Consider the following 25,166-nt stretch of genomic DNA (forward strand, 5'->3'; position numbering starts at 1 on the left):
ATGGAGAGGTGCATGGCAGACGTGGTCGTACGCAAATTCGTCGTTTCCGTGGATGAGATCTTCCATGAGGGAGGCCCGGTCGCCGGCACGCCGCTGCGGCGCGCTGCCGTGCTGGCCGTCATCGAGAACCCGTTTGCGGGCGCCTATGTCGAGGACATCGCCTTCTTCATGGACGATCTGAAGCCGCTGGGGCTTGAGATGGCGCGCCGGCTGATCGATGCGCTCGGCGGCGACCCCGCCGTCGTCGAAGGCTACGGCAAGGGCGCGATCGTCGGATCGGCCGGAGAGCTGGAACATGCCGCCCTCTGGCATAATCCGGGCGGCTACTCCATGCGCGAACTGCTGGGCGATGCCCGGGCCATCGTTCCCTCGGCCAAGAAGGTCGGCGGACCGGGCACGCACCTCGACGTGCCGATCACCCATGTCAACGCATCCTACGTCCGCAGCCATTTCGATGCGGTCGAGGTGGGTATCGGCGACGCGCCGCGTGCAAACGAGATGGTGCTCGCCCTGGCGATGACCACGGGTCCGCGCATCCATGCCCGGGTGGGCGGCCTGAAGGCCGGCGAGATCAAGGGCGAGGATGGCCTGCGATGAGCGAGAACGACACCATCGGCCCGAACGAGACCATCGGACTGCGCCGCATCCTGACCGTGGTCGAGGAAACGCTGGTCGAGGGCGGGCGAAAGCTCGAAAAGCCGACCCGGCGGGCGGCCTCCGTCGCCGTCATCCGCAACCCGTTCGCCGGTCGCTATGTCGAGGATCTCTCACCCCTCGAAACCATCGGCCGGGTGCTCGGCCACATTCTGCCGGAGCGGGCCGTGGCCGCTCTGGGCATCGAGGGGTCGAAGATCGAAAGCTTCGGCAAGGCCGTGCTGGTCGGCGAGGATGGCGAGCTGGAACATGCGGCGGCCCTGATCCATCCCGAGCTCGGCGCGCCGTTTCGTGCGATTCTGGGCGGCGGCGCTGCCCTTATCCCCTCCTCCAAGAAACGCGGCGCGCCCGGTGCAACCTTCGACATCCCGCTCGGCCACAAGGATGCAGCCCGGGTGCGGAGCCATTTCGATGGTATGGAGGTCCGCGTGGCTGACGCCCCCCGCGCCGACGAGATCGCAGTGGCGATCGCCATCACCGACAGCGGCCGCCCGCACCCGCGCGTCGGCGGCCTGACGGTGGACAGGATCATCGGCAAGGACGGCGTCGTCTGAACGTTCGATATCGCCGACATGCAGAGGCCGCGCCCCGACAGGAGCGCGGCCTCTGCATGTCGGGATGGCTTCAGCCGGCCAGAAGCTCCGGCACCAGAATGGATGGCGGCGTATTGCGGCTGCGGGTGATGCGGGGAATGCCATCGACCAGGATCATGCCGATGCCCGGCATGTTGCCGAGCGTCATGCTGTCGAGAACCCCGTCACCCGCGCCGCCCATGGCCTGATCGATGAAGACGAGATCGGCGGCAAGGCCCACCGCGATCCGTCCGCGATCCGTCAAGCCACGCAGGCGCGCGACATTGCCCGTGGCGAGGCAGATCGCGACTTCCGGCGCGAGATTGCCGAGCGACGCCAGCATGGTGACGAGCCGCAACATGCCGAGCGGCTGGACGCCCGATCCGGCGGGCCCGTCCGTGCCGAGCACCAGACGATCGAGCGCCCCGACCGCGCGCACGGTATCGAGCACGAAAAGGCCGGCCCGCATGTTTCCGTTGTGAACGATTTCGAGCCCGCGCGTGCTCGTCTCGCAGATAAGGCGCAGCTCGGCTTCCGGAAGGGAGGTCGGGCCGCCGTTGAGATGCGCGGCGACATCGGCATCGACCTCCAGCACCGTCTCCGCCCCGATGCGCGACGAGCCGGGAATGGAGTGACCCCCGACATGGGTCATGGAGGTCATGCCGTTCTGCCGTGCCCAGGCGATCATCTGCCGACCGGTGGCGCCATCCTTGACCGACCCGAGTCCGACCTCGCCAACGAGCGTGATGCCGGCAGCCGCGAGCTCCACGAAATCCGCTTCGGTCAGCCCGTGTTCCAGAATGAGGGCGCCCGCGAGCACCTTCATGCCGGTCGGGGAAAACGCGCTGAAGGCGCGCTGGGCCGTGATGGCAAGCGCCTTGACCCCGATCACATCCCTCGGACGGCCGGGCACATGCACCTCGCCGGCCGAGACCAGCGTCGTCACACCGCCATGCAAGGTGGAATCGATCCAGCCGAGCTGGTTCTGCCGCGGTGTCCAGTCGCCCATGACAGGGTGCGAATGATTGTCGATCATGCCCGGCATGATGGCAGAGCCCTTGGCATCGATCACCGTGACGTCGCCCGGGAACGTCATGGAGGACGCGCGGCCGATCCGAGCGATCCGCCCGCCTTCGACGAGAATGGCGTCGGCATCCGCGATCGGCGCGGCAAGATCGCCGGTGAGCACGAGACCGAGGTTCCGGATGAGAAGGCGGTCGAAGGTTGGCTGCATCGTCGGATGTCCTCAGGGCTTGGCAAGGGGGTGGGCAACGGCGAGGCCGCGGTCCCGATCGTCGAGGCCGGCCTCGGTCACGGCTGGCGTCAGTCCGTTTCCGGCTCGCCGACCTTGTTCAGGAGGTCGAGCAGTGTTGCCTGCTCGCCGGGCGAGAGCGGCGACAGCAGCCGGCGCGCCACCTGCATGGAGCGGTCGAGCAGCGGCAAGGTATAATGCACGCCGGCATTGGTCAGCGTGATCATCGTCATGCGCTGGTCGGTATCCGAGCGCTTGCGCGCGATCAGTCCGCGCTTCATCAGCGCCTTGACGACAAGACTGATCGTGGACGGGTCCATCTGCGTCATGCGGCCAAGATGGTTCTGGGAGAGTTCGCCATGCTTCAGCAGCGTCGCCAGAGCGGCGAGCTGCGTCGGCGTCAGGTCGTCTCCGGGCATGACCGCCTGAAAGCAGGCGGTCGCGCGCTGGTGCGCGCGCCGCAGCAGGTGCGCCGCGTGATGCTCCAGAGAATATCCGGTCCGGGCGTAATAGGCCTGGATCTCATCATGGCCCAGTTCGGGAAGCGCGACGGCGGTGGCCTCGTCGCTCGGGGCCGGCGATGTGAGATCGGCGGAGATAGGATCAATCGTCTTCAAGAGGTCTTCCATTCGATGGGCAGGTCCTGCGGCAAGCGAGCGAGGTCTCGTTCCGGCGTGCGCTGGCGCTCAGGCCGCAATCATATTGGTGAGCGCTGCGCCCTTGCTGAAGGCGGCGACGACGGATTGCGTATCCGAAACGATGCCGAAATGCGTGGCGATGTCGTAGAGCGAGCTTTCCTGTTCGCGCGGACCGGTCGCCGCGCAGGCATCCGCCGGCACGACCACCTCGTATCCGTTGAAAAACGCGTCATGCACGGTGGAACGGACGCAAATATTGGTGACGACCCCGCAGACGACGAGCTGGTCGATCTGCATGTCCTTCAACGTCAGATCGAGATCCGTCTGGAAGAAGGCGGAGTAACGGCGCTTGGTGACGTGGATGTCGTCAGGCCGGGCGCCCAGATCCTCGATGATCTCCGTCGCCCAGGTATTCTCCAGTCCGTGCGGCGTGCGCTTTGCCCATTCGCGCTCATGGCGCATCCCGGGGCGATGCGCATCGTGCACCCAGATGACCGGCGCTCCGGCCGCGCGTGCAGCTTCCACCAGCGCCAGTTGCGGTCCGACCAGAGATTCGTAGCCCGGCAGCACCATCCGGCCGCCCGGCTTGCAGAACTCGTTGATCATGTCGATGACGATCAGAGCGCTGCGCGTTCCATCCAGGTGAATGTCCTGCTGTTCGAGATGCGCGGAAAAGACATCGAGCGACATGGGCGTCTCCATGGTTCGGGAGGGAGCAGCAATGGTAAAACTCATTGATGATCAAACAAGCAATCGAAGGCGGATGAAGTCAAGCGGTTTATCGGAGCTCGCTTGGGTATTTCATGTGACGGCTGGTGACGGGGAGATCGGTCAGCCTTGAATACCCATGGAGATCTGCGCTGCACAGCCGTCTTGACATCCATCACACGATCAGACCTAATCGTTTGACCATCAACGATATGGCCCGCCGCTTTTTTGCTCGCCGGGTCCGTGTCCGACATCGGGAGCTGGCCTTTCCATGACATCCTGTTCGCATTCCCGGGAGCCCGGTTCTGGCTTCGGCGTCGATCGACAGGGGGTGGCCCGATGAGCCGTATTCTGGTGACCGGTTCGAGCGGCTTGCTCGGTCGTCATGTCGCTGCGAGCCTCGTCAATGCCGGTCATTCCGTCACCGGCCTGGACATCGGCGCGCCACCGGACGGCGCAGGCTGGTCTCATGTCACCGGCGAGGCCGGCGATCTTGCCGTGGTGGCCCCGCTGGCCAAAGACATGGATGCCCTCGTCCATATCGCCGCCATTCCCCGCCCAACGGGCCGGGCGGCGGCCGACGTGTTCCGCATCAACATGGCGGCGATGTACGCCGCCGTCGAAGCTGCGCGCCTTTGCGGCGTTCCGCGCTTCGTCTATGCCTCGTCCTTCAGCGTGCTCGGCTTTCCCTTTTTCGAGACGCCGGTCGTACCCGCTTATCTGCCGATCGACGAAGCGCATCCGATCGGCGCGCAAGATGTCTACGCGACCACCAAGTGGCTCGGCGAAGAGCTGGTCGAGACGATGGTTCGACGCGGCGCCTTTTCCGCCGTTAGCCTGCGCATGCCGTGGATCCAGACGCCGGACACCTTTCACGCGGCCATCGGCCCGCGGCGCTTGCATGCCGATGCCGCGCGCGACCTCTGGGCCTATCTCGATGCGCGGGATGCGGCCGCGGCCTTCGTGGCGGCCGTCGAGCGGCCGGTGACCGGACACGTGCGGCTGTTTCTCAGCGCCGCCGACAGCTACATGGATTGCGCCAGTGCAGATCTCATCGCGAAAGCCTATCCGGGCACGCCGGTTCACACGCCGATCGCCGGATCTGCCGCACTGATCGACACCTCCGCCGCGCAGCAGCAGCTCGGTTTTGCGCCGCGCCATTCATGGCGGGATTATCCGGTCTGCGAAAATTGAGCCTGCAAGAGGAGTGCGATGATGCGGTTTGCTGACAAGGTCGTTCTGGTCACCGGTGCTGCCGGGGCCATCGGGAGCGCGGCCGTGCGCCGATTTCTCGACGAGGGTGCCCGCGTCGCCGTCGCCGATATCGATCGCGACAAGGCCGAAGTGCTTGCCGCCGCATACGGCGAGAACGCGAGAGCCTTTGCCGTGGATGTCGCGGACCCCGCATCGGTCGCCGCGATGGTGGGCGATGTCGCCGCCCATTTCGGCGGCATCGACGTTCTGTTCAACAATGCCGGCATTTCGGGCAAGGTCGCGCCTGTCCACGCGCTTGCCATCGAAGACTGGCAGCGCATCGTCGGCATCAATCTCAACGGGATTTTCTACGTGCTGCGCGCCACGCTCGCCGTCATGATCGAGCGCAAGATCCAGGGCGCGGTGGTGAATATGGGGTCGTCCATGGCTGGCTGGGACGTTCTGGCGGGCGGGGCGGGCTACGCATCGACCAAGCACGCCGTCGTCGGCCTCACCCGCATCGCCGCGTTGGATGCCGCACCCTATGGTATCCGTGTCAACGCCGTCTGCCCCGGCGTGATCGAGACACGGCTCGGCGTCCCCGCCGGCGACGATGCCGCCTATGAGGCCGGCATCCGCCGGTTTTCCGATCGTATCCCGCTGCGACGCATCGGCCAGCCGGAGGACGTGGCCGCCACGGTTGCCTTTCTCGCGTCCGACGACGCGCGTCACGTCACCGGGGTCGATTGGCTGATCGACGGAGGGCAGACCCTGCAGAGCTGGGCCAACGCCCCGGATGCCGAGGCTTTTCCCCGCCGGGTATGACCCGACATATGTGTCCTGGAAGCCGACGCCATGACGGGGTCACGCACATCGCCCCCCTGCGCCGGCGGCGTCAGGACATGATGAGGCCGCCGTCCACGTTGATGGTCTGCCCGGTAATGTAGGCGGCGTCGTCGCTCGCCAGGAAGGTGACGAGGCCGGCGACATCCTCGCCGGAGCCGGCGCGCTTCATGGGAATGCCCGCGACCCATTCCTTCATCAGCTCTCCGGGCGCGTAGGTGCCGAGCAGCTTGCCCCAGGCCTCGTCGTTATAGGCCCACATATCGGTCTCGATGATGCCGGGGCAGAACGCGTTGACGGTGATGCCATCGGTCGCGACCTCCTTGGCAAGGCTCTGGGTAATGCCGACGACGCCCATCTTGGAGGCGGCATAGTGCGGCGTGTAGATGAAACCGTCGCGTGCCTGGCCGGAGGCCGTGTTGATGATGCGGCCGCCGCGGCCGTGCCGGCGCATGCGGGCGATGGCTTCCTGGGCGCAGAGAAAAACGCCCTTGGTGTTGACGTCCATCACCTTGTCCCAGTCGCCTTCCGAAAGGTCCTCGACACGGGCGATCGTGATCACGCCGGCATTCTGGATCGAGACATCGACCGACCCGAATGCCGCCTCGGCCGCATCGTAGAGGGCAATGACGCTTGTCTTGCTGGTGACGTCGCCGACGAAGGCGATGGCCTTGCCGCCATCCTTGACGATGGCCTCGGCGACGCCGTGCACGCGATCTTCATTCGCCGAAACGACGAGATTGGCGCCCTCGCGGGCAAAACGTGCGGCGATCGCCGCACCGATGCCGCGGCTCGCGCCGGTTATGACCACCGTCTTGTTGTCGAAACGCTTCATGACATCCTCCTCCGTCTGCTGGCGCACGGCCGTCCGCGCGCGTTCCCTCCCCGAACCTTGCGACGCAATCGCAAGGGAGCGGATCGCGCAGCAGCGTTGTGCCGCGCGATCCGTCCGCGGTCGCGTCAGGGAGGTGCCGAGACCGCAGTGTGTGTGTTTTGACGGCTACCAGCAGCAGAAGCCGCCATCCACGAGCAAGTCAACGCCCGTGACGAAGCTCGCCGCGTCCGACAGGAGGAAGACGGCGGGGCCGACCATCTCGTCGACCTTGGCCATGCGCTGCATCGGGGTCTGCTCTTCGAACAGCTTCGTCTGGTGCACCATTTCCGGCCGCGTGTTCATCGGCGTCGCGGTGTAGCCCGGCGAGATCGTGTTGACGCGGATACCGCGATCGACCCACTCCATGGCCATCGACTTCGACATATGGATGACGCCGGCCTTGGAGGCGTTGTAATGCGCCTGACTCAGGCCGCGATTGACGATGACGCCCGACATGGAGGCGATGTTGACGATCGCGCCGCGGCCATGCTTCAGCATCGCGCGCGCCTCGGCCTGGGAGGAAAGGAAGACGCCCTTGAGGTTGATGTCCATCAGGGTCTGGTACTGGTCCTCGTCCATGTCCTCGGCCGGGTTGGCATTGGCAATGCCGGCGGCGTTCACGGCGAGCGACAGGTTGCCGAGTTCGGCCTCCGTTCGCGCCACCGCGTCGGCGAGCGAGGTCTTGCTGGTGACATCCGCCGCGATCTCGATCGCGCGGCGGCCCGCCGCCTGGATATGACGCGCCGTCATGGCGAGGCCGTCGTCGGTGCGCCGGTCGAGCAGCGCGACATCGGCGCCGCACTGGGCAAGGCCGATGGCGATGCGCTGGCCGATGCCGCTTCCCGCACCCGTGACGAGGGCGACGTGGCCGGTGAGATCGAACAGCTTGGGGGCGTTCAGAGTGATGTCGGACACCGCTCTTCCTTTCTATGGTTCATCAGATCGTTGCGAGTTCCATGACGGAGACGTCATTGGCCTGTTCGCGGTTGAGAATGCCGGCCTGGTTGCCCTGGGCAAGAACGAGAATGCGGTTGGAGACGCCGAGCACCTCCTCGAGATCCGAGCTGACGACGATGACCGCGACGCCCTGGCGGGCGAGGTTGACGATGATGTCGTAGATGCCGGCGCGCGCGCCGACGTCGATGCCGCGCGTCGGCTCGTCGAGGACGACGACCTTGGGATCCCGCATCAGCCATTTGGCGATGACGATCTTCTGCTGGTTGCCACCCGAGAGATCGGACGCATGCTGCTCGGCGCGGCCTTTGACGTTGAATTTCGCGATCGCCTTCTCGGCAAAGGCTTTCTTGACCCCGGCCGTGATCCAGCGCCCGCCGAGCTTGTCGAGATTGGCGTAGATCAGGTTCTCGCTGATCTTGTGGGCAACGACCAGACCCTGGTCCTTGCGATCCTCCGGCACGAGCACGATGCCCTTGGCGATCGCATCGGCCGGATCGCGCAGTTTCAGAACGTCGCCATTCAGCCGGATCGTGCCCGCCTTCACCGGGTCCGCGCCGGCAATCGCCCGCACGAGTTCGGTCCGGCCGGCGCCGACGAGGCCGGCGATCCCGAGAATTTCGCCGGCATGCACCTCGAAGCTGACGTCGCGGAAGGCGTTGACGGCCGAGGTCAGGTTCGACACCTGCAGCACCGGGCGCTCGGTCGGCGTCGGCACGGGCGGAAACAGCCGATCGAGCGAGCGCCCGACCATGCTTTCCACCACGGTACGCACCGGCGTCGCGCTGTCGGCGAATTCCTGCACGCGCTCGCCGTCGCGAAGGACGACGATGCGGTCGGTGATCTGCTTGATCTCTTCCATGCGGTGGGAAATGTAGATGATGCCGACGCCCTCGGCGCGCAGCTTGCGGACCTGCTCGAACAGGGCCTCGGTCTCGGCGCCGCCGAGGGCCGCCGTCGGCTCGTCGAGGATCAGGAGTTTCGCGTCCAGCGCCAGGGCTTTCGCGATCTCGATCAGCTGCTGGTTGGCGGTGGACAGCCCGGCCACCTTGCGGGAGGCCGGGATATGCAGGTTGAGGCGGGAGAGCTGCTCCTGCGCGCGGCGCTCCATCTGCGCACGATCGACGACGCCATTGCGTGTCGGCCAGCGCCCGATGAAGACGTTTTCCGCGATGGAGAGCTGCGGCAGAAGTTTCAGCTCCTGATGGATCAGGACGACGCCCTTGTCGATCGCCTCGCGTGGCGTGGCCGGGGCATAAGGCTGCCCCAGCCACGTCATCGTTCCCTCGGAAGGCGCCCGCGATCCGGCAATGATGCCCGACAGCGTCGACTTTCCGGCTCCGTTCTCACCGAGAAGTGCCACGACCTCCCCCGGATGAACGTCCAGGCTCACGGATTTGAGCACCTGGAGCGGTCCGTAGTGTTTCGAGATGCCTCTGAGGGACAGAACCGGTTGGGTCATGGCGCACTTCCTCTACCGTCGCGACGCTATCAGGGATGGTTGGCGATAAACTCGGCAACATTGTCCTTGGTGGTGAGCGTCGCATCGAGCAGCTGCACCGGCGGCACTTTTTCGCCGGCCACGATCTTCACCGCGTTCTCGACGGCTTCGCGGCCCATCTTCTGGGTCTGCTGCGTGGCCGTGACGTTGAACACGCCCTTGCCGAGCGCTTCGAGGGCTGCCGTGTCGCCGTCGAAGCCGCCGACGACGACCTTCTGCGAGGGGTTGGCAACCTTGATCGCCTGCGCTGCGCCAAGCGCAAGGCCGTCCGCCTGGGCAAAGACGATCGAGATGTTCGGATTGGCCTGCAGCATGTTCTGCATGATCTGGAAGCCCTCGTCCTGGGCCCACATGTTGGAATACTGCTCGGCGACGATCTTGACTTCCGGATAGGCCTTCAGCGCTTCGGCGCAGCCCTTGGAGCGATCGACTTCCGGCGTCGTGCCCTTCTGGCCGTGGATGATGACCATGTCGCCCTTGCCGCCGGCTTCCTTGAGGATGTAGTCGCAAACACCCTTGGCCGAAGAGACGGAGTCGGTTGCCAGGAAGGTATCGCCCGGCGCGCCTTCGGCATTGCGGTCGACGTTGATGACCGGCACGCCGGCAGCCTTGGCAAGCTTGACCGGAACGGTGGCGGCGGCCGCACCTGCGGGAATGTAGATGAGCGCGTCGATGTTCTGCGTCAGCAGGTCCTGGATCTGGTTGATCTGGGTCGGGCCATCGCCCTTGGCATCCACCGTCACGACCTCGATGCCGCGCTTCTTGGCTTCGGCTTCGACGGACTGCTTGATCTGGTTGAAGAAGTTCGCCTGCAGATTGGCGACGGCGAGGCCGATCTTCTTGACCTCTGCGGCGTTGGCCGAGCCGAGCGTCAGGCCGAGAATGGCCGCCGATGTCAGAAGGGTGCGTACGAATGTCATGGTCGTTCCTCCGTTGTTGATAGAACCCGGGGGGCAATCCTCCTCCCCTGGGGCATATGCTCCGCTCCAAACCTCTCGGAGGGGAATTCTGTGGCCTGTGCGCCGGGCAAGGCGGCTAGGCGCGCCGCCGGCGCATGGTTTCGGCACCCACCGCGAGCACGATGACGACGCCGATGATGACCTGCTGCAGGAAGGGCGAGACGTTGAGCAGGTTGAGACCGTTGCGCAGGACGCCGATGATGAGGACGCCGATCAGCGTGCCGCCGATGCCGCCGGCGCCGCCCGAAAGCGAGGTACCGCCGATGACGACCGCGGCGATCGTGTCGAGCTCGTAGCCGAAGCCGCTGGAGGGCTGGACCGAGTCGAGCCGGGCGGCCAGAACGATGCCGGCAAGGCCCGCCAGCACCGCGCTCACCACATAGACCGTGATCGTGACCAGCTGGACATTGATGCCGGCCAGGCGCGCGACCTCCGGGTTGCCGCCGACGGCATAGAGCATGCGGCCTTCGGCGCGATAATGCAGGAACAGCCAGGCGATCAGCACCACGAAGAGCATCAGGAACACGGTGGCCGTGAGAACGCCGAAATGGCGGTCGATCGCGAGCATCATGAACCAGTCGGGGAAGCCGACGATCTGCTGGCCGTCGGTGATCATGTTGGCGACGCCGCGGGCGGCCGACATCATCGCGAGCGTAGCAATGAAGGCAGGCACGCGGAAGACGGTCACCAGAAGCCCGACGATGAGTCCGCTGACGGCGGAGGCAACGAGGGCAACGACGATGGCAAGGCTCAAGGGAAGGCCGGCGATATTGGCCGTCCAGCCCATGACCATCATGGACAGTGCCAGAACAGAGCCGACCGACAGATCGATGCCGCCGATGAGGATGACGAAGGTCATACCGACGGCCATGATACCGATGACGGTGATCTGGTCAAGAATGTTGAGGCCGTTGCGCAGCGAGAAGAAGGCATCCGTGCTGAAGCCGAGGAAAATGCAGAGGGCGAGAAGGCCGACGAGAGGCCCCGTCGCGCCGCTGAGTTTCTTCCGCCACGTGCCGGACGGCCGAGCCTGTCCGTTGATGTCGAGCGCCACCATCATACCTCCTCGCGAGGGTTACAGGCAAAGCCCGCAACCAAACTAGAATAAATATTCACTCCTGCCGGAAAATTCACTATCAAGTGGATGAACAGGTGTCAACCGGATTTGTCGTTGCGCTGCAACATCAGCGCTGCAGGAACGGGGGTTGACTAATCGACCATCTGTGCAAGAATATCACTACATGCATATTTATTCACGCGAGGAAATGATGGATATTAGAGATCTTGAGCGCGTCGCGCGCCAAATCCGGCTGCGGGACCTGCAAGCGGTGTTCGAAGCAGGTGCCGGACATATCGGCGGGGAAATGTCGGTGATCGACGTTCTGACCGCGCTGTACTTCCGCGTGCTAAAGGTCTGGCCCGATCAGCCGAAGCACCCGGACCGCGATCGTTTCGTCCTGTCCAAGGGACATACGGCCTGTGCCCTCTATGTGACGCTCGCCAAGCGTGGCTTCATCCCGGAAGACGAGGTCTCGACCTTCCTCAAGCCCTACTCCCGCCTGAACGGCCATCCGAACTGCAACAAGGTGCCCGGCGTCGAGACCAATACGGGTCCGCTCGGCCATGGCCTGCCGGTCGCGGTCGGCATGGCGAAGGCCGCGAAGCTCTCGGGCGCCGCCTACCACACCTATGTCGTTACCGGCGACGGCGAGATGCAGGAAGGCTCGAACTGGGAGGCCATCATGGCGGCCGCCCATTTCGGTCTCGACAATCTCACGCTCCTCATCGACCACAACCGCTTTCAGCAGGGCGCCTCCATTGCCGACACCAACGGGCTTGCGCCTCTCCGCCCGAAGGTCGAGGCCTTCGGCTGGGAGGTCACCGAGATCAACGGCAATGCGATGAGCGAGGTCGTTACGGCCCTCGAACACCGCGGAACGCGGCCGCACTGCATCGTGGCGCACACCAACAAGGGTCACGGGATCTCGTTCATGCAGGACACCGTCGATTGGCACCACAAGGTTCCGAACAAGGAACAGTACGAGATCGCCGTAAAAGAACTGTCGGAGGCCCTCTGATGAACGCGCACGTCCCATCCCAGAAGCTCCACGACTGCCGCGACGCCTTCGCCGCCACGCTGGAGCGCCTCGCGGCGGAAGACGAGACGATCGTGGTCGTCTGCAACGACTCCGTCGGCTCCTCAAAGCTCGGCGGCTTCAAGGCGAAGTTTCCCGAGCGGCTGATCAATGTCGGCATCGCCGAGCAGAACATGATCGGCGTGGCCGCCGGCCTCGCCAATGGCGGGCGCATCCCCTATGTCTGCGCCGCCGCACCCTTTCTCACGGGCCGCGCCCTGGAGCAGATCAAGGCCGACATCGCCTATTCGAATGCCAATGTGAAGCTCGTCGGCATCTCCTCCGGCATGGCCTATGGCGACCTCGGCCCGACGCATCACTCGATCGAGGATTTCGCCTGGACGCGCGTCCTCCCCAATCTCCCCGTCATCGCTCCGTGCGACCATATCGAAACGGCCGCCGCCGTCGAATGGGCGGCGCAGTATCAGGGTCCCTGCTTCCTGCGCCTGTCGCGCGTCGGCGTTCCCGATCTCCTTCCCGAAGATCACATCTTCGAGGTGGGCAAGGCCAATCTGCTGCGGGAAGGCTCCGACGTGACGCTGATTGCCAACGGCACGCTGACGCACCGCATGGTCAAGGCGGCCGAGATTCTTGCGGCCCGCGGCATCAGCGCCCGCGTCCTCAACGTTGCGACCGTTCGCCCGATGGACGAAGACGCGATCGTTTCGGCGGCGCGCGAAACGGGCGCGATCGTCACGGCCGAGGAGCATTCGACCTTCGGCGGCCTCGGCTCGGCTGTGGCCGAAGTCGTCGTCGATCTCGCCCCGGTGCCGATGAAGCGTCTCGGCGTGCCCGGCATCTTCGCGCCCACGGGCTCGGCAGAATTCCTGCTGAACGAATTCGGCATGGCGCCGGAGGCGATCGCCGATGCCGCGGAAGCCGTGATCAAGCGCAAATAAGCGGGGACGACCTTCCGGCCGGGGTGCGCCTTCATCGCCGCCCCGGCATTTTCTTAAGGGTGAGGAGAAGAAGAATGCAGGCGATACTGGCGATCGACCAGGGCACCACCAATTCGAAAGCGGTGCTCGTGTCTTTGAAGGGCGAGGTTCTCGCCCGCGGGTCCGCCCCGGTCGGCATCACCTATCCGAAGCCCGGCTGGGTCGAGCAGGATCCGGCACGGCTCTGGGCCTCGGTCTGCGAGGCGATCGCCGCCTGCCTGAGCGCCGCGCCCGACACCACCGTCGAGGCGATCGCCATTTCCAACCAGCGCGAATCCGTGACCGTCTGGGATGCCGAGACCGGCGCGCCGCTGGGGCCCGTCCTCAGCTGGCAATGCCGGCGCACGGCGCCCGACTGCGAGCGGCTGACGCGCGAAGGGCATCTCGACCGCGTGCAGACGATCACCGGCCTGCCGCTCGACCCGATGTTTCCCGGCGCGAAATTCCGCTGGCTGCTCGATCGCGTGCCGCAAGGCCGTCGCGTGCGGGCCGGCACCATCGAGAGCTGGCTCATCCACTGCATGACGGGTGGGCGAACACATGCCTGCGACGCATCGAATGCCGCGCGCAGCCAGCTCTTCGACCTCAATGCCCAGGTCTGGAGCGCGGAACTCTGCAGCATCTTCGGCGTCGATCCCGGCGTCCTGCCGGAGGTGCGCGACAGCGCCGCCGATTTCGGCACGACGTCGGGCGTGCCCGGCATTGCCGACGGCACGCCGATTCGCGCGGCGATCGGCGACAGTCATGCCGCCCTTTTCGGCCATGGCGCGTTCCAGCCGGGCGACGGCAAGGTGACGTTCGGCACGGGATCGTCCATCATGACGACGCTCGCCGACTATATCGCGCCGCGCAACGGCATCACGACGACGGTCGCCTGGCGGATTGCCGGCCGTCCGACCTTTGCGTTCGAAGGCAATATCCTCGTCTCCGCGGCGAGCCTTCCCTGGATGGCCGGCATTCTCGGTCTTGCCGACGTCGCGGCCCTCATCGATCTCGCCGCCACCGCCGGGCCGGGCGTCCCCGGCTTCGTGCCGGCCTTCGTCGGCCTCGGCGCCCCCTATTGGGATTCGAATGCGCGCGCGCTGTTTTCGCAGATCAATTTCAACACCAGTCGGGCGCAGATGGCCCGCGCCGTGACCGATTCCATCGCCTTTCAGGTGCATGACGTGGTCTCGGCCATGAAGACGCAGAGCGGCGGCGTCATTGGCGCGCTCTACGTCGATGGCGGCCCGAGCCAGAACCGGTTTCTCATGCAGTGCGTCGCCGATACGCTTCGCCACACCGTCATCCAGTGCGAGGCGCCCGAGGCCTCGGCACTCGGGGCCGCCTATCTCGCCGGCCTTTCGCTCGGCATCTTCCCGGATCTTGCCGCCATTTCCGCCCTGCCCCGACAGACGACGCCGATCGCGCCGCTTGCTTATGACGGCGCCGAGCGGCTCAAAACGTGGAATGACGCGCTCGCCCGCTCGACGCTCGACCCGGCAACCGCTAAGAGTGAATAAAAATTCACGACGGGAACGCCCATGGGACGCCTCAACGAACTCCGCCTGATCTCGCGGGTCGCCCAGATGTATCACATCGAGCGGCGTCGGCAGGCGGAGATCGCGGATCACCTGAGGCTGAGTCAGGCGACCGTCTCGCGCATGCTCAAGCGCGCGGAAACCGAAGGCATCGTCCGCACCAGCGTCATTCCCCCGGTCGGCACCTATGGCGATCTCGAAAGCGCGCTCCGCGAGCGTTTCGACCTGCCGGAAGCCGTCGTCGTCGAGTGCACGGAGGATCGTGACGGCGCCATCATGGCGCGGATCGGCGAGGCCGCGGCCCATCTTCTCGAAATCACGCTCGCGCCGGGCGAGACCATCGGCGTCTCCAGCTGGAGCCAGACGATCTTCAAGATGGTCGAGAACATTCACCCGCAGAAGAGTGCGCGCGCGAAATTCGTGGTGCAGACGCTGGGCGGCATGGGCGACCCCTCGGTGCAGACCCATGCGACCCAGCTGACGACGCGGCTTGCCGGCCTCACGGGCGCCGAGCCGAAACTGCTGCCGGTGCAGGGCGTCACCTCCTCGCGCGAGGCAAGGCTCCTGATGATGGCCGACCCCTTCGTGCGCGAGACGGTCGATCTTTTCGGAAGCATCACGCTCGCCATCGTCGGGATCGGCGCCGTGGAGCCGTCGGAGCTTCTGGCACGCTCGGGCAACATTTTTTCCGCACGGGAACTCGCCGACCTTGCGGAGGCCGGCGCCGTCGGCGACATCTCGCTGCGCTTCTTCGACAAACACGGACGTCCGGTGAAAACGCCGCTCGACGACCGGGTCATCGGGCTTCCCCTCGAAGACCTTGCCGGCGTCGACCGCGTGATCGCGCTGGCCGGCGGTGCAAAGAAAACCGCTGCCATTGCCGGAGCCCTGAAGGTCGGCGTCATCGACATTCTCGTCACCGACAAATTCACGGCGGAACGCCTGCTGGAGATGTAGTCGGCGAACGCCCACGCTTGCCGTTATCTTCCGCAATGCGCGGTATCGAGAGGAATGCGCAACGGATCATGCCCGGTTACGGATTGTTAACACCGATTCACGATCGACCGGAACCGGATGTCTTCGCGGTCAAAGCGCATTCATTTTCATGATGTGCCGCCGGAGCGTGCGCGTCGAGATATCGTATTGCCGCGCGACCACGTCGATGGGTTCGCCGGCATTCATCGCTTTCAGGGCCTGCTGCACGTCATTGGCACTCATGGACGGATGGCGTCCGAGATGCGTGCCCTTCAGGCGGGCCGCCTCCATGCCGGCTTTCGTTCGCTCGCTGATCAGCGTTCGCTCGAATTCCGCCAGCGCGCCCATGATGTGAAAGATGAGGCGCCCGCCGGAGGATTTTGTGTCGATGTTCTCGGTCAGCGACAGAAAGGCGATGTTCTGCTTGCCCAGCTGATCGATAAAGTCGATGAGATTCGGCAGAGATCGACCGAGCCTATCCAGACGCCAGACGACGAACATCTTGCCAGGGCGCAGGCTCGACATCGCAGCACCAAGTCCCGGTCGCTCGAAAACTCTGCCCGATATGCCCCTGTCATAGAATATCTTGCTGCAGCCCGCCTTTCGGAGAGCATTGATCTGCAGGTCGAGATTTTGATCGTCCGTCGATACGCGCGCATACCCGATCACCTGCAGTTCCCCTAGACGTGCGTTGATACTAGCAACAGATTTATCTTATAGAATACCCCCCTAATTTAGTTTTTTGTCGCTTTCTACAGCGTTTAACTTTTTTATAAGTCGAAACTTACAGTCCGGTTTTTCGCACTGTCAATACGTCAGATTTTACCATCCAAGCCTTGCACCACCCGAAAAGCACACCCGTCGGTCGCCGAATGACCCATTGCGGGACGATCCTGCAATGGGTCAGCGCACAGCGCGACGTTCGCCGTGATATGTCCAGCCGTCACATCGGACAGAGATCCGGCCCGCAATTGGCCTGTAGCGAGGCCGTGCCGAAGTCGCGCGCCTTAGCCATCATCCGTCGCAGGGAGCGGAGCGAGACGTTGTTTCTGATCGCCGCGTCACGCAGGCTTTCCCCGCGTTCGTTGATCGCCCTGACGATGGCATCCAGTTCCTCGTCCGTCAGGGACGGCGGGCGACCGAGGCGTTGACCGTTGTTGCGGGCGGCCGCCATGCCGGCGCGCGTCCGTTCGCTGATCAGCGTCCGCTCGAACTCCGAAAGGGCGGCGATCATGTGGAACATCAACTTGCCGCCCGAGGAGCTCGTATCGATATTCTCGGTCAACGAGTGAAAATGAACCCCCCTCTGTCGGAACTCGTCCATCACCTGGACCAGTTTGACGAGCGACCGGCCGAGACGATCCAGCCGCCAGACGACGAGGGTGTCGCCTTCCTTCAGCCTGCTCAAGGCCTGCGCGAGCCCTGGCCGCTCGAAGGATCCTCCGGAAAACCCGTGATCCGTAAAGATAATGTCGCATCCCGATTTGTTCAGAACCTGTGTTTGAAGATCGAGCTTCTGATCCTCTGTTGAAACCCGTGCATAACCAATTCTCATGACTGCGTGTTTTCTCCGACGTGGTCTTTTTCCCCCCTTCACCCGCCGGGCTCGATTTTTTTGCATGCACGGCGAAGGATTGCCGACTTAAAGTTGACAATAAAGGGTCCCTTCTGTCCGCCCGCTTTTCGGCCATGCTTCATGACCGAAACATTGAATAATCGTCGTTTTCATCACAGAAACGCCTTGTTATGAGGGGATACCAGAACGGACCCCTTTATGCAGCGAAGCTGTGCGATCTCCGATCCGATCTGGGTTTCCGCCCGCGCCGTCAAGACGGTCGGCACCCGCACAGCCGCCCTTGCCGCACCCGCCCGTTCGAATGCCCGCTCCCGCGTTTCCGCGTGCTACCGTACGCGATCTGCAACGGGGGCTGCGCAATGACCCAGCCCCTTGCGCTGATGACCGGCGACAGGCCTCCGCCACCGGCCAGAGACACCAGAACCTTCCACTATATCGTTCAGAACATTGACGATATCGCCTCCGTCTATGGCCATGGGCTGGCGGGACGCGTCCTCGTGGAGGTGGCCGCCCGGGCGGATCTCGCCTTTGCGAACCGGTCATGGCCGGCCGTCATCGAAGCCTGGGGCGTCACCCTCGTCTGCTATGATTTCGATGACGGCATCGATGACTGGACCATGCTGGAGACGAGCCTTGTCAAGATTTGCGGCGATGCCATCGTCGTCGCCGGGCACGACGTTTTCGTCTCCCTGACCCTCCTCGAAATGTCTACGATTGCCCATCTCGCCACGTCGCGGCCCAGAGGGCGCATGGTCAATGCCTTCGAATTTCGCGGCGACATGTGCGTCGCGGCATCGGTCTATCGGGCACTGGCGCGTTCGGGCATCTATTTCTCGGAAGATCGCGTGGCGGCGAGCGATGGCGGACCCGATCTCTACAGGCCGCTGTCGGCGCACGTGGTCTACGGAGACGGCTGCGAGGTCTCCGCGCAGCAGGTCGACGCCCGGAACGTCATGGGGGCGCTGGAGCGCGTCGGGCTTACGCGCGTGTTCGACCGGATGGTCGTTCTCGCGGCCATCGACCGCCTGCGGCATCGCCCCGAGGAAACGCTCGGCTGCAGCATTTCCGCTCTGTCGGCGATCGACGACGTGTGGTGGCATTCCACGCTGGTCACCCTGTCCGCGCAACCGTCCATCGCGGCCCGCCTCATCCTCGAAATCGAGCGCCTTCATCTCCTGGCCCATCCGGAGCCGGTCGCGCTCTTCGCCGCGGCGCTCCGCGCGCGCGGGTGCAGGGTGGCGATCGGCGAATTCGACGGCGCCGGCGCAGCACTGGCGCTCGCGCGCGATGGCGTCGTCGATCTCATCAAGATCGATGCGGGACGCGATGCACACGCCCAGCCTGCAATGCGACGGGCCGAGGTGTGCGCACTGATCAGGCAGGCAGGCCATCTAAAGGCGGCGGTGGTGGCTGCGAATGTGGAGAACGAGACGGATTTTGCGGAGGTGCTGTCAGCGGGAGCGCGCTGGGTTCACGGACCTTTCATCGGCTGAGCCAGCCGGTTCCCCGCATTCATCTGCCTGCCTGTCGTTTGTTTGGCGCCTTCCGTGCCGACGTGAACATGAACCGGTTTGGAGTTTGGGGAAATGGTCCACTACGTGAATATCTTGGAACGCGTACGAAGCGAACCCGTCGGCGCCCCGGTCCCGTTCGATCGCCGGATCTTCCGCGAGCCCTATCCCGAGATCGCGCTCAGCGATTATGAACAGGTCGCCCCCGAATTCGACGAAAGCTTCTACCAGAGCCAGGTTCTCGCCCCGATCGGCCCCGAGATCGACCTCATCGAACATTTTCTGTCGACGGGGTGGAAAGAGGGCTACGACCCGTCTCCCGCCTTTTCCGTCAAGGCCTATCTCCACGCAAATCCCGACGTCCGCGAGGCCGGACACAACCCGTTCGTGCACTATCTGCGCTGGGGGCGGGACGAGGGACGACCGGCACCGCTCATGCCCGACATCGGCGAACCGCCGGCGGAAGCGGAAGGCACCCCGGAAGAGACGATCTTGGCCGTCGCGCCCAGCGACTATGAATGCGTGGCCGAGGAATTCGATCCTGCCTTCTACCTGACCTACTTTCTGACGCCACCGGGCCCCGAGATCGACCTGATCGAGCATTTCCTGTCCAGGGGCTGGATCGACGGTTACGACCCGAGCCCGGCATTTTCCGTCTCCGCCTATCTCGAGGCGAACCCGGATGTGCGCAGCAAGGGCGTGAATCCCTTCGTCCACTATCTGCAGCGCGGACGACTGGAGGGACGTCGCTTCGCGCCGACCGCCGCGGGCCGCGACAGCGACATCGCCAATATCGAGCTCAGCGACTACGAATGGGTCGCACCGGAATTCGACAGCGCCTTCTACCTGCGGCATTTTCCCGAGCCGCCGGGAAGCGAGATCGACCTCATCGAGCATTTCCTGTCCAAGGGTCATCTCGCCGGCTTCGATCCGTCCCCCACCTTCTCCGTTTCGGCCTATCTCGATGCCAATGCGGACGTGCGCACGTCCGGCTTCAATCCTTTCGTCCACTACATCCGATGGGGACGGCGCGAGGGCCGAGACCTCGCAAGACCGGTCAAAGCCGGGGAACAGGACCTACGAACCTTCGACCTGAGCGACTACGAACTCGTTGCGCTCGAATTCGACGACGCCTTCTATCTCCGCCATTTCTCCGATCATCCGGGCGAGGATATCGATCTCATCGAGCACTTCCTGTCGAAGGGCTGGTCCGACGGCTGGGATCCGTCCGCATCCTTTTCGCTCAGCGCCTATCTCGAGGCCAATCCCGATGTCGGCGATAGCGCCTGGAACCCCTTCGTCCACTATCTCCGATGGGGACGGGCGGAAGGGCGCAGCTTCTCGGACGTCGCCCCTGCGGGAGAGCGGGAGGACGAGCGCGTGCGGGCCGCCTTCGACGAGGATTACTATCTCGCATCATCGACGGACCTGCAGGGCTCGGGCCTCGATCTCTTCGAGCACTACATGAACCATGGCTGGCGCGAGCTTCGCGATCCGAGCCCGACCTTCAATACGCGCTACTATCTGGAGAAGAACGAGGACATCAAGAACGGCGGCGGCAACCCGTTCAAGCACTTCATCCTGCACGGCATCAGCGAGGGCCGTCGCGCGATCCCATACGAAACGCATCTGGCGCTCAAGGACTACGCCCCTCTCGTCACCGCCATCGTTCCCAATTTCAACCATGCGCGGTTTCTTCAGAAGCGTCTCGACTGCATCCTGAACCAGACCTACGAAAACCTCGAGGTGATCATCCTCGACGACTGCTCCACGGATGACAGCCGGACGGTCATTGCGGATTATGCCGCGCGCTATCCGCAGATCCGGACGATCCTGAACACCGTGAATTCGGGCGGCGTCTTCAAGCAGTGGCGCAAGGGAATCGAAAGCGCGGCAGGCGAGGTCATCTGGATCTGCGAGAGCGACGACTTCTGCGAACTGGACTTCCTCGAGCACTGCGTGCGGCCGCTGGTGGACGAAAGCGTCATGGTCGCCTTCGGGCGCATCCAGTTCTCCGATGCCGTGGGCAACATGAGCCCGGGTCTCGACGAGTACCGCGAACGCGCCTCAGCCGGGATCTGGAGCCAACCGTTCAAGCGTCCGGCCCACCAGTTCTTTCGTGGCGGCTTCGGAAAGTCCAACCTCATTCCGAACGTCGGCGGCTGCGTCTTCCGCAACCAGAGCATACCGGAAGAGGTGTGGGACGAGCTTGTCTCCTACAAGATCTGCGGCGACTGGTATCTCTACTCGATCCTGGCCGGCGGCGGCCAGATGGCCTATGCGCCGGACGCCGTGGCCTATTTCCGCCAGCACGGCAAGAACACCTCGGTCAAGGGCTTCATTCAGCCGAAGTATTATGCGGAGCACCAGAAGATCATGGTGTCGCTTCGCGAGCGCTGGGGCACGCCCGACGATATCGCCCTGGAGTTCTACTTCAACGTCTACCGCCAGTTCGTCTATTCCGGGGCCGAGAAGCACATCGGCGCGCTGACGATGCACTATCACAACGAAAAGGTGCTGAGGACCCGGCGCTCCACCAAGCACGTTCTCGTCGCCACGCTCGGCTTCCACCTCGGCGGCGGCGAGATCTTCCCCATCCATCTTGCCAATACGCTGGTGGAAATGGGGTATCTCGTATCGTTCCTCATCACCGACGGGTGGAAGCAGAATGCCACCGTGCGCAACCTGCTCGACCGGCGGGTCGCCGTCTACGACGCGCACTGGGTCACCGAAGTCGGCATCGATCACTTCATCGAAACGGCCGGCATCGATCTCGTGCACTCCCATGTCGCATCGGTCGAGTATTTCTTCTTCGGTGCCCGGAACCGCTGCGACCGCAAAGTGCGCTACATCGTGACGCTGCACGGCTCCTACGAAGTCACGCCGATGGGCGAGGACATGCTGTTCCGGCTCATTCGCGGCGTAGACCACTGGACCTATCTAAGCGCGAAGAATCTCGCCCATCTCGACGGCGTGCCGCTCGATCCGAACCGGGTGACCTTCATTCCGAACGGCATGCCCTCCGACGACCGGCCGTTCCCGATCTCGCGGGCGGAGCTCGGCGTGCCCGAAGGAGGCGTGCTTTTCACGCTCGCCTCCCGCGCCATCAAAGAAAAGGGCTGGCGCGTCGCCATCGAGGCCAAGCGCATCGCCCAGCGGCATTCCGAAGTGCCCTTGCATCTGATGCTCTGCGGTTCCGGGCCGGAACTTGCGGTCCTGCAGGAGGAGTTTTCGGAGGAAGAGGGCGTCCATTTCGTCGGTTACCAGGAGTGCATCAACGGCGCCTACGCCATCTCCGACGTCGCCATCCTGCCGTCCCGCTTCGAGGGTGAATCCTTCCCCCTCACGCTCATTCAGGCGATGCACATGGGCGCACCCATCATCGCCACGGATATCGGTGAGATCCGCAAGATGCTGACGGCCGGAGAGAAAACGGCGGGCATTCTCGTGCCGAACACCGCGGCGGACGACATCTTCACCACCGAATTTTCCAACGCAATGATCGAAATGACCCGGAGGGACGTGCGTGACCGCTTCTCCAATGCCTCGCTGTCCGTCGGATCGTCCTACACGATCGAGGCGGTCGCGAAGAAATACACGGAAATCTACAAAAAATACCTGAAGTAACCCGACCCGCGACGTCACCGAAGCGTCCGGCTCGGAGCGACGATCGTGCAAAGCGTTGCCGCTATGGCTCCAGATAAAGCAAAGGAATGTCTCTTGTTCAAATCTCCTCTCGTCCTTGGAATCAACGTTCGCGGCGTCCTCAACAACGGCTTCACGGTCGAAAAATGCCTGAGCGTCGCCGGCAACAACACGGGCAATCTCATCTTTTCGGAATCGCTCTTCCGGGTAATCCGCAACGGCGTGATCTCTTCCTATCACTTCACGCCGGAGGTCGCCAAAGGCCGGGACGCCGTGGTGGTCGCTGCGGCCAACTGGCTGAACCCGCATAGCGATTTCGGCGTGCTGGCCGAGCGGCTGGAGGCCTTGAAACTTCCGGTCATCCTGGTCGGCCTCGGCGCGCAGCCAAGCAGGGGCCGGGAGCATCCGACCCTGAAACCGGGGACGGAACGGCTGGTAAGGCTGGCGGCCGACAGCTCGAAGATGATTTCCGTGCGCGGGCCGTTCTCGGCCGAAGTTCTCAACGGCTTTGGCGTGAAGAACGTCGAGGTAACCGGGTGCCCGTCGCTGCTCCTTGCCAGCTATGCGCGCGGGCCGCTGTCGAAGGTGCCGAGAAATCCGCAGCGCGTGGCGTTCCACTCCACGCGGCACCTCATGCACAATACCAGCCCCCTGCAGGACTACTTCTACAAGGAGGCCTACCGCCAGCGCTACGATATCGTCCTGCAGTCCGAGCTCGCGGATTTCTATTATGCGCTGGGCCGCACCGTGAACAAGGAGATCATGGCAAAGGTCGATCCCATCGTCTGCAAATCCTACGGCGACAGCGATGCGGAGGCGGTCGGGCGGTATCTCCGGCTGCACGGCAAGGTGTTCTACGACCTCGAGAAGTGGACCGACTACGCCCAGACGCAGGACCTCTTCGTGGGAACGCGCATCCACGGAACCGTCGCGGCCCTGCTGGCAGGAACGCCCGGCATCCTGATGACACATGACGCGAGAACGGTCGAGCTCGCCCAGACGCTGAACATTCCCTTCGTGCCCGCCGAGAGCGTCGACATGACACGAAGCCTCGACCTGCCGTCTCTGGTCGAGCAGGCCGATTTCAGCCGTTTCGAGGCACGGTACGGCGCCTATCTCAGGACCTTCACGGCATTCTTCAAGAGCAACGGACTGGAGATGCGCGAGGAGCAGGAATTCATGGCGGCCTGAGGCCACGTCGCATCGTTTCGCTCGGCGCGGGGCGCGCAGGCGCGTCGTCCGGCCGGGCTCCGGGGGTTCGAGAACAGGATCGCGGCCATATGGGTTTCGAAGGTGTGAAAATGGCGGCGCGCCGGCACGGCAGCGGGGCCGTGCGGCGCATCGCGCTTGGCTTTGCGGCCACGATCTGCCTGCTCCTCCCGATCAAGGCCTCGGCCTTGCAGGACACGGGCTCCCGGAGCACGGCCGTCGAGGACGGGGCGGCGTTCGCGCAGATCCGGGGCCGCCTTTCCAAGGGGCAGTCCGTGTTTCTGGAGAATCGCGGCCGCCCCTACAGGATCGACGGGACGCTGGTCTTTGCCCGCAATGCCAGTCTCCGCGGTGCGACCGGAACGGTTCTCCTCTCCGACGGCGATGGTGCCGCCTTCGACGTTCCGCCCGGCGCGACGCATGTCGCGATCGAAAACATAATCTTTCGCCAGAACGGCCGGAGCCGAACCCTCGGCGCCGTTCGTGCCGATAATTTTCGCCTGACGGGTGGGGGTGCTGTCGATGCGGGAACTCTGGTCTTCTCCAATGCCCGCAACGGACGCGTCGAACGCGCGCGCTTCGAGAACGGTGTGGCCGCCAATGCGATCGCCATCACCAACGCCTCCTCCGGGATTGCCATCCAAGGCAATGAATTCGAAGGCAATGCCGGCTTCGGCATCCAGATCGACAATGGTGCGAACGGCAACGACATTTCCAACAATGCGACGCAGGGAAACGGCATCGAGCTTGTCGGCATTCGCTACAACGCCTTCGGCAACGTGATCGCCTACAATAGAGCGGAAGGCACGGGTGACAACGGGATCTCCGTGACCGGCGACCGCAATGTGGTGCTCGGCAACCACGTCTCCGGCAACGCGCTGAACGGCATCGCCATCTATGGCGACGAAAACACGGTCATGGGCAATGTCGCCATCGGCAACGGGCAGAACCTCAACCCGCATTCCCCGCTGCACAATCCGCAGGACACGAGCATCTATGCCGGCATCCTTGCCAACGGCGCGTTCGGGGGCGGTGGGCGGAACAATGTGATCGTCGGCAACATCATCGCCGACGATCAGGCGCAACCGACGCAGCTGCGCTGTGTCATGGTCGGGCAGGGCTATGGCCGCTGGAAGGCCGCGACGGACTATGCGGCAAGACGCTTCATCTATGCGGATGGCGAGATCTATCAGACGGAGAACGCCGGCACCTCCGGCACCGTGACACCCTCGGGCGGGGGCGTCGTCACGGACGGCCGGATCGCCTGGACGCATGTCCGCACGCTTGCCGGAAACGGGCGCCCGTCGGGCAACATGATCGCGAACAACCAGACGTCCGGCTGCGAGCAGGCTCCCGCGCGGGCGGAGCCCTCCGGACAGCCATAGGCGGCACCTGGTGCAGATGAGATCGCCGCGCCTGCAGGGTTACGCCGGGCGGCATCGTGATGGGGCTCTTTCACATTCAGTTTCTCAACGGGGGAACGAGGACATGATATTTTCCGTTGCCAA

At 64.2% G+C, this 25,166-nt stretch carries 22 protein-coding genes; 12 read left to right on the forward strand and 10 right to left on the reverse strand.

Annotated features, from left to right (window positions below):
* The first annotated feature begins 12 nt into the window (after nucleotides 1–12).
* Both LRX75_RS02380 and LRX75_RS02385 read left to right on the forward strand, forming a co-directional pair.
* Nucleotides 13–597 carry an amino acid synthesis family protein gene (locus tag LRX75_RS02380; protein WP_231811597.1) on the forward strand — a complete coding sequence of 195 codons (585 nt, stop codon included), beginning with the start codon at nucleotides 13–15 and terminating at the stop codon, nucleotides 595–597.
* Nucleotides 594–1,208 carry an amino acid synthesis family protein gene (locus tag LRX75_RS02385; RefSeq protein ID WP_231811598.1) on the forward strand — a complete coding sequence of 205 codons (615 nt, stop codon included), beginning with the start codon at nucleotides 594–596 and terminating at the stop codon, nucleotides 1,206–1,208. The genes LRX75_RS02380 and LRX75_RS02385 overlap by 4 nt, the downstream gene beginning before the upstream one ends.
* A 70-nt stretch (nucleotides 1,209–1,278) precedes the next feature.
* On the opposite strand, the gene LRX75_RS02390 is transcribed toward LRX75_RS02385, so the two are convergent.
* The 3 genes from LRX75_RS02390 to LRX75_RS02400 form a co-directional block, all read right to left on the reverse strand.
* Complete coding sequence (locus LRX75_RS02390; RefSeq protein WP_231811599.1) at nucleotides 1,279–2,460, reverse strand: amidohydrolase family protein; 1,182 nt, start codon at nucleotides 2,458–2,460, stop codon at nucleotides 1,279–1,281.
* An 89-nt stretch (nucleotides 2,461–2,549) separates the two neighbouring features.
* On the reverse strand, nucleotides 2,550–3,095 hold the full coding sequence (locus tag LRX75_RS02395; RefSeq protein WP_231811600.1) for a MarR family winged helix-turn-helix transcriptional regulator: 546 nt from the start codon (nucleotides 3,093–3,095) through the stop codon (nucleotides 2,550–2,552).
* Nucleotides 3,096–3,164: 69 nt separating this feature from the next.
* A complete protein-coding gene (locus LRX75_RS02400) occupies nucleotides 3,165–3,806 on the reverse strand; it encodes a cysteine hydrolase family protein (protein ID WP_231811601.1) in 642 nt (213 codons plus the stop codon).
* Nucleotides 3,807–4,163: 357 nt separating this feature from the next.
* On the opposite strand from LRX75_RS02400, the gene LRX75_RS02405 reads away from it, so the two are divergent.
* Both LRX75_RS02405 and LRX75_RS02410 read left to right on the forward strand, forming a co-directional pair.
* Entirely contained in the window at nucleotides 4,164–5,018 is an 855-nt protein-coding gene (locus LRX75_RS02405) for an NAD-dependent epimerase/dehydratase family protein (protein ID WP_231811602.1), read from the forward strand.
* A gap of 18 nt (nucleotides 5,019–5,036) precedes the next feature.
* Nucleotides 5,037–5,843: an SDR family NAD(P)-dependent oxidoreductase gene (locus LRX75_RS02410; protein ID WP_231811603.1), complete on the forward strand. Its 807-nt coding sequence runs from the start codon at nucleotides 5,037–5,039 to the stop codon at nucleotides 5,841–5,843.
* Nucleotides 5,844–5,913: 70 nt separating this feature from the next.
* Here LRX75_RS02410 and LRX75_RS02415 read toward each other — a convergent pair whose 3' ends face one another.
* From LRX75_RS02415 to LRX75_RS02435, 5 genes are all read right to left on the reverse strand, one after another.
* Nucleotides 5,914–6,696 (reverse strand): SDR family oxidoreductase, encoded by a 783-nt coding sequence (locus LRX75_RS02415; protein WP_231811604.1) that lies wholly within the window; start codon nucleotides 6,694–6,696, stop codon nucleotides 5,914–5,916.
* Nucleotides 6,697–6,861: 165 nt separating this feature from the next.
* Nucleotides 6,862–7,650, reverse strand: coding sequence for an SDR family oxidoreductase (locus LRX75_RS02420; protein ID WP_231811605.1), 789 nt, complete (start codon nucleotides 7,648–7,650; stop codon nucleotides 6,862–6,864).
* 22 nt (nucleotides 7,651–7,672) lie between these two features.
* Nucleotides 7,673–9,151 (reverse strand): sugar ABC transporter ATP-binding protein, encoded by a 1,479-nt coding sequence (locus LRX75_RS02425; protein WP_231811606.1) that lies wholly within the window; start codon nucleotides 9,149–9,151, stop codon nucleotides 7,673–7,675.
* A 29-nt stretch (nucleotides 9,152–9,180) separates the two neighbouring features.
* Nucleotides 9,181–10,110 carry a sugar ABC transporter substrate-binding protein gene (locus LRX75_RS02430; protein ID WP_231811607.1) on the reverse strand — a complete coding sequence of 310 codons (930 nt, stop codon included), beginning with the start codon at nucleotides 10,108–10,110 and terminating at the stop codon, nucleotides 9,181–9,183.
* A gap of 115 nt (nucleotides 10,111–10,225) precedes the next feature.
* Nucleotides 10,226–11,206 carry an ABC transporter permease gene (locus LRX75_RS02435; RefSeq protein ID WP_231811608.1) on the reverse strand — a complete coding sequence of 327 codons (981 nt, stop codon included), beginning with the start codon at nucleotides 11,204–11,206 and terminating at the stop codon, nucleotides 10,226–10,228.
* A gap of 211 nt (nucleotides 11,207–11,417) precedes the next feature.
* Between LRX75_RS02435 and LRX75_RS02440 the strand changes: the two genes are divergently transcribed.
* The 4 genes from LRX75_RS02440 (at nucleotide 11,418) to LRX75_RS02455 (ending at nucleotide 15,699) form a co-directional block, all read left to right on the forward strand.
* Complete coding sequence (locus tag LRX75_RS02440) at nucleotides 11,418–12,227, forward strand: transketolase (protein ID WP_231811972.1); 810 nt, start codon at nucleotides 11,418–11,420, stop codon at nucleotides 12,225–12,227.
* Entirely contained in the window at nucleotides 12,227–13,183 is a 957-nt protein-coding gene (locus LRX75_RS02445) for a transketolase family protein (RefSeq protein ID WP_231811609.1), read from the forward strand. Before LRX75_RS02440 ends, LRX75_RS02445 begins: the two co-directional genes overlap by 1 nt.
* Nucleotides 13,184–13,257: 74 nt before the next feature.
* Nucleotides 13,258–14,724 carry an FGGY family carbohydrate kinase gene (locus tag LRX75_RS02450; RefSeq protein ID WP_231811610.1) on the forward strand — a complete coding sequence of 489 codons (1,467 nt, stop codon included), beginning with the start codon at nucleotides 13,258–13,260 and terminating at the stop codon, nucleotides 14,722–14,724.
* A 21-nt stretch (nucleotides 14,725–14,745) separates the two neighbouring features.
* Entirely contained in the window at nucleotides 14,746–15,699 is a 954-nt protein-coding gene (locus LRX75_RS02455; RefSeq protein ID WP_231811611.1) for a sugar-binding transcriptional regulator, read from the forward strand.
* 129 nt (nucleotides 15,700–15,828) lie between these two features.
* On the opposite strand, the gene LRX75_RS02460 is transcribed toward LRX75_RS02455, so the two are convergent.
* Together LRX75_RS02460 and LRX75_RS02465 are read right to left on the reverse strand one after the other, a co-directional pair.
* Entirely contained in the window at nucleotides 15,829–16,386 is a 558-nt protein-coding gene (locus tag LRX75_RS02460; RefSeq protein WP_338110266.1) for a recombinase family protein, read from the reverse strand.
* Between the two features lie 274 nt (nucleotides 16,387–16,660).
* Entirely contained in the window at nucleotides 16,661–17,338 is a 678-nt protein-coding gene (locus LRX75_RS02465; RefSeq protein ID WP_338110267.1) for a recombinase family protein, read from the reverse strand.
* A 314-nt stretch (nucleotides 17,339–17,652) separates the two neighbouring features.
* Between LRX75_RS02465 and LRX75_RS02470 the strand changes: the two genes are divergently transcribed.
* The 4 genes from LRX75_RS02470 to LRX75_RS02485 all read left to right on the forward strand — a co-directional run bounded on the left by LRX75_RS02470 (nucleotide 17,653) and on the right by LRX75_RS02485 (nucleotide 25,043).
* A complete protein-coding gene (locus LRX75_RS02470) occupies nucleotides 17,653–18,786 on the forward strand; it encodes an EAL domain-containing protein (protein ID WP_231811612.1) in 1,134 nt (377 codons plus the stop codon).
* Nucleotides 18,787–18,900: 114 nt separating this feature from the next.
* The gene (locus tag LRX75_RS02475; RefSeq protein ID WP_231811613.1) at nucleotides 18,901–22,431 is read left to right on the forward strand and encodes a glycosyltransferase; all 3,531 of its coding nucleotides are present in this window, start codon (nucleotides 18,901–18,903) and stop codon (nucleotides 22,429–22,431) included.
* A gap of 93 nt (nucleotides 22,432–22,524) precedes the next feature.
* Nucleotides 22,525–23,640 carry a polysaccharide pyruvyl transferase family protein gene (locus LRX75_RS02480; protein WP_231811614.1) on the forward strand — a complete coding sequence of 372 codons (1,116 nt, stop codon included), beginning with the start codon at nucleotides 22,525–22,527 and terminating at the stop codon, nucleotides 23,638–23,640.
* An 89-nt stretch (nucleotides 23,641–23,729) separates the two neighbouring features.
* The gene (locus tag LRX75_RS02485) at nucleotides 23,730–25,043 is read left to right on the forward strand and encodes a right-handed parallel beta-helix repeat-containing protein (RefSeq protein ID WP_231811615.1); all 1,314 of its coding nucleotides are present in this window, start codon (nucleotides 23,730–23,732) and stop codon (nucleotides 25,041–25,043) included.
* Nucleotides 25,044–25,166: the final 123 nt, after the last annotated feature.

This window comes from Rhizobium quercicola (assembly GCF_021168455.1).
In the GTDB taxonomy this organism is placed as follows: domain Bacteria; phylum Pseudomonadota; class Alphaproteobacteria; order Rhizobiales; family Rhizobiaceae; genus Ferranicluibacter; species Ferranicluibacter quercicola.

Coding starts and splice junctions, on each gene's coding strand:
- LRX75_RS02380 (WP_231811597.1), top strand. CDS start 13: ATGGCAGACGTGGTCGTACGCAAATTCGTCGTTTCCGTGGATGAGATC.
- LRX75_RS02385 (WP_231811598.1), top strand. CDS start 594: ATGAGCGAGAACGACACCATCGGCCCGAACGAGACCATCGGACTGCGC.
- LRX75_RS02390 (WP_231811599.1), bottom strand. CDS start 2,460: ATGCAGCCAACCTTCGACCGCCTTCTCATCCGGAACCTCGGTCTCGTG.
- LRX75_RS02400 (WP_231811601.1), bottom strand. CDS start 3,806: ATGTCGCTCGATGTCTTTTCCGCGCATCTCGAACAGCAGGACATTCAC.
- LRX75_RS02405 (WP_231811602.1), top strand. CDS start 4,164: ATGAGCCGTATTCTGGTGACCGGTTCGAGCGGCTTGCTCGGTCGTCAT.
- LRX75_RS02410 (WP_231811603.1), top strand. CDS start 5,037: ATGATGCGGTTTGCTGACAAGGTCGTTCTGGTCACCGGTGCTGCCGGG.
- LRX75_RS02415 (WP_231811604.1), bottom strand. CDS start 6,696: ATGAAGCGTTTCGACAACAAGACGGTGGTCATAACCGGCGCGAGCCGC.
- LRX75_RS02425 (WP_231811606.1), bottom strand. CDS start 9,151: ATGACCCAACCGGTTCTGTCCCTCAGAGGCATCTCGAAACACTACGGA.
- LRX75_RS02430 (WP_231811607.1), bottom strand. CDS start 10,110: ATGACATTCGTACGCACCCTTCTGACATCGGCGGCCATTCTCGGCCTG.
- LRX75_RS02435 (WP_231811608.1), bottom strand. CDS start 11,206: ATGGTGGCGCTCGACATCAACGGACAGGCTCGGCCGTCCGGCACGTGG.
- LRX75_RS02440 (WP_231811972.1), top strand. CDS start 11,418: ATGGATATTAGAGATCTTGAGCGCGTCGCGCGCCAAATCCGGCTGCGG.
- LRX75_RS02445 (WP_231811609.1), top strand. CDS start 12,227: ATGAACGCGCACGTCCCATCCCAGAAGCTCCACGACTGCCGCGACGCC.
- LRX75_RS02450 (WP_231811610.1), top strand. CDS start 13,258: ATGCAGGCGATACTGGCGATCGACCAGGGCACCACCAATTCGAAAGCG.
- LRX75_RS02455 (WP_231811611.1), top strand. CDS start 14,746: ATGGGACGCCTCAACGAACTCCGCCTGATCTCGCGGGTCGCCCAGATG.
- LRX75_RS02465 (WP_338110267.1), bottom strand. CDS start 17,338: ATGCAAAAAAATCGAGCCCGGCGGGTGAAGGGGGGAAAAAGACCACGT.
- LRX75_RS02470 (WP_231811612.1), top strand. CDS start 17,653: ATGACCCAGCCCCTTGCGCTGATGACCGGCGACAGGCCTCCGCCACCG.
- LRX75_RS02485 (WP_231811615.1), top strand. CDS start 23,730: ATGGGTTTCGAAGGTGTGAAAATGGCGGCGCGCCGGCACGGCAGCGGG.